This is a genomic window from Pseudomonas lactucae (assembly GCF_016937615.1).
In the GTDB taxonomy this organism is placed as follows: Bacteria; Pseudomonadota; Gammaproteobacteria; order Pseudomonadales; family Pseudomonadaceae; genus Aquipseudomonas; species Aquipseudomonas lactucae.
The window spans coordinates 1-3567 of sequence record NZ_JAFHKI010000231.1; the positions used below are offsets into that span (position 1 = coordinate 1).

Consider the following 3567-nt stretch of genomic DNA (forward strand, 5'->3'; position numbering starts at 1 on the left):
GATGGCGGTGTGTCAGTCACTCTTCACTTAACTGATCCACCGCTATCGGGGGCAAGCCCCCTCCCACATTGGCCAGCGTCAGGCCCTAGATAGCGACATCGGCCTTGATGCTTGGATCAGCGTCATAGCCCACGATTTCAAAGTCTTCGAACTTGTAATCGTAGATCGACGCAGGCTTACGCTTGATCACCAGCTCCGGCAGCTTCTTCGGCGTGCGCGCCAGCTGGGTGCGGATCTGTTCCATATGGTTGCTGTAGGCGTGGGTGTCGCCGGTGGTGACGATGATCTCGTGGGGGATCAGGTCGCACTGTTGGGCCAGCATATGGGTGAGCAGCGCCAGGGCGGCGGTGTTGTACGGCAGACCAAGGAACACGTCGGAGCTGCGGATGTACAACTGCATCGACAGATGGCCGTCATGCACGAAGGCCTGGTACAGCAGGTGGCACGGCGGCAGGGCTTGCTTGCCGTTGCGCGCGTTTTCCTGGGGGCTCTTGGTCTCGTCCGGCAGGTATTCGACGTTCCAGCCGTGAAACAGGATGCGCCGACTGTTGGGGTTGGTCTTGAGGGTGTGAACCATGTAGTCGATCTGGTTGATCGTGCCGCCGTCCTTGGTCGGCCAGGCAGTCCACTGTTCGCCGTACACCGGGCCCAGGTCGCCGTCTTCGGTGGCCCATTCGTCCCAGATACGCACGCCGTTTTCGTTGAGCCACTTGATGTTGGTGTTGCCGCTCAACATCCAGATCAGCTCGTTGGCGATGCTTTTGAAGTGAAGCTTCTTGGTGGTCAGCAGCGGGAAGCCGTCGGCCAGATTATGCCGATACTGACGGGCGAACACGGCCTTGGTGCCGGTACCGGTGCGATCGCCCTTGGTCAGGCCATTGGTCACGACGTCGTTCAGCAGCTCGAGATATTGCTTCATATCATTACCTGTATCGTTGAAGCCGAGACCTCGCAGGCCCCGGCATTCGAATTCAAAGCGCGGTGTTCTTCAACGGCTGCGGGCGATTGTACGCCCACCACAGCAGGCCCAGGCCTGCCAGGATCATCGGGATGCTGAGCACCTGCCCCATGGTCAACCAGCCCCACGCCAGGTAGCCCAGCTGGGCATCCGGCACGCGCACGAACTCGACGATGAAGCGGAAGATCCCGTAGAACAACGCGAACATGCCGGAAACGGCCATGGTCGGACGTGGCTTGCGCGAGAAAAGATAAAGGATAAGGAACAGCGCCACACCTTCCAGAGCGAACTGGTACAGCTGCGACGGATGGCGCGGCATTTGCGCAGGATCGCTGAACGCAGGGAAGACCATGGCCCACGGCACGTCGGTCGGCTTGCCCCACAATTCGGCGTTGATGAAGTTGCCGATACGCCCGGCGCCCAGGCCGATCGGCACCAGCGGCGCGACGAAGTCCATCAGTTCGAAGAACGATTTGCCGTTGCGACGGCCAAACCACCAGGCCGCGATCATCACGCCGATGAAGCCACCATGGAACGCCATGCCGCCCTTCCAAACCTCGAAGATCAGCATCGGATTGGCAATATACGCAGGAAGATCGTAGAACAGCACATACCCCAGACGCCCGCCGACGATCACCCCCATCGACAGCCAGAACACCATGTCGGAGAGTTTTTCCTTGGTCCAGGTCGGGTCGAAACGGTTCAGGCGCCGGGACGCCAGCAGCCAGGCGCCGCCAATGCCGATCAGGTACATCAACCCGTACCAGTGGATTTTCAGCGGACCGATGGCCAGGGCCACCGGGTCGATCTGCGGGTAAGGCAGCATTGCGACTCCTCGTTAAATCATTCGTTATAGCGACCGGACCATGCCCGGGCGCGATTAAGCGTGCGTTACAGCAACTGCCGTCAAATCAGAAAATTTATACCGACACAAAACAGCAGGCCGGCGAACAGCCGCTTGAGCAAGCGCGGCGACAAGCGGTGCGCCAGGCGTGCGCCAAAGCGCGCGAACACCATACTGGTCAGAGCAATCCCCAGCAGCGCGGGCAAATACACGAACCCTAGACTATGAGCGGGCAGCAACGGGTCATGCCAGCCCAGAATCATGAAACTTAATGCACTGGCCAGGGCAATCGGCAGGCCACAGGCCGAAGAGGTGGCCACTGCCTGCTGCATCGGCACGCTGCGCCAGGTTAAAAACGGCACAGTCAGCGAGCCGCCACCGATGCCGAAAATCGCCGAGGCCCAGCCGATTACCGTACCGGCCAGGGTCAGCCCGACCTTGCCCGGCACCGTGCGGCTGGCCTTGGGCTTGAAATCCAGGCCCAGTTGCACCGCCACGACCAACGCAAACACACCGATGATCTTTTGCAAATGCGGGCCGGAAATCGCCTCGGCAGTCAGCGCGCCGAAGCCTGCGCCGATCAAAATGCCGACCGTCATCCATACGAAGATCGGCCAACGCACCGCGCCGCGCCGGTGGTGTTCACGCACGGCATTGATCGAGGTAAAGATAATCGTCGCCAGGGAGGTGCCCACGGCCAGGTGGGTCAGCACCTGCGGGTCGAAGCCCTGCGCGGTGAAGCTGAACACCAGCACCGGCACAATAATGATCCCGCCGCCGACGCCGAACAGCCCCGCGAGCACGCCTGCGCAGGCGCCCAGCAGCAAATACAGCAGAAATTCCATGGGAGCCCCCGAATCAAGTCCGGCATGTTAACGGATGGAAGGCGTGCTACCCAACTGGATACGATGGAACGCCTCCGGTTGTGTGGGTAGAGTGGCAAAAAACCACAAAGGGAAATCGCCTGATGTGCCTGATTGTTTTCGCCTGGCGGCCGGGCCACGCCCAACCGCTGATCGTCGCGGCCAACCGTGATGAGTTCTACGCCCGCCCCAGCCTGCCGCTGGCCCAGTGGCCGGATGCGCCGCACGTCTACGCCGGTCGCGATCAGGAAGCGGGTGGTACCTGGTTGGGGGTGAATGCCGAGGGGCGTTTTGCCGCGCTGACCAATATCCGCGACCCGCATCAGCCACCCGCACGCAAGTCCCGCGGGGAACTGGTGGCGCGGTTTCTCAGTGGTTCGCTGTCGATTGAGGATTATTTGGCCGACGTTAACGGCCGTTCGATTGAATATGCCGGGTTTAACCTGCTGGTGGGGACCCGGGATGAGTTGTGGCACTACAACGCCCATCACACCGAACCCATGCAGTTGAAAGCGGGCGTGTATGGGTTATCCAACGCAGGGCTGGACACGCCTTGGCCAAAACTGCTCAAGACCAAAGCCGCGCTGAGCCAATTGCTCACCGATCCGCGGCCCGAAGCACTATTGGAGATTCTGAGCGATCCGCAGACAGCGCCGTTTGCCGAGCTGCCGGATACCGGTGTGGGACTGGCGACCGAAAGTCTGCTGTCGAGCGTGTTTATCGCCAGCCCCACTTATGGGACACGGGCGAGTACGGCATTGATTGTGAACGCCGATGGCACGCGGCGGATGGTGGAGCGCAGTTTTGGGCCGCAAGGTGGGCGGTTGGGCGAGGTAGAACTCAATTTCTAACCACATCACAAATCCAATGTGGGAGGGGCGGTGCGACGATTCGACTTGCTC

Annotated in this window: 4 protein-coding genes; 1 reads left to right on the top strand and 3 read right to left on the bottom strand. The window is 60.8% G+C overall.

Going from position 1 to position 3567, the window contains the following annotated elements:
- Nucleotides 1-85: 85 nt before the first annotated feature.
- The 3 genes from JWR98_RS28640 to JWR98_RS28650 form a co-directional block, all read right to left on the bottom strand.
- On the bottom strand, nucleotides 86-919 hold the full coding sequence (locus tag JWR98_RS28640; RefSeq protein ID WP_010207295.1) for a thymidylate synthase: 834 nt from the start codon (nucleotides 917-919) through the stop codon (nucleotides 86-88).
- Nucleotides 920-971: 52 nt separating this feature from the next.
- Nucleotides 972-1784 carry a prolipoprotein diacylglyceryl transferase gene (gene lgt, locus JWR98_RS28645; protein ID WP_205491841.1) on the bottom strand — a complete coding sequence of 271 codons (813 nt, stop codon included), beginning with the start codon at nucleotides 1782-1784 and terminating at the stop codon, nucleotides 972-974.
- A gap of 80 nt (nucleotides 1785-1864) precedes the next feature.
- Nucleotides 1865-2647 (bottom strand): sulfite exporter TauE/SafE family protein, encoded by a 783-nt coding sequence (locus JWR98_RS28650; RefSeq protein WP_078735102.1) that lies wholly within the window; start codon nucleotides 2645-2647, stop codon nucleotides 1865-1867.
- 122 nt (nucleotides 2648-2769) lie between these two features.
- On the opposite strand from JWR98_RS28650, the gene JWR98_RS28655 reads away from it, so the two are divergent.
- Nucleotides 2770-3516, top strand: a complete 747-nt coding sequence (locus JWR98_RS28655) for an NRDE family protein (protein ID WP_078735103.1) — start codon at nucleotides 2770-2772, stop codon at nucleotides 3514-3516.
- Nucleotides 3517-3567: the final 51 nt, after the last annotated feature.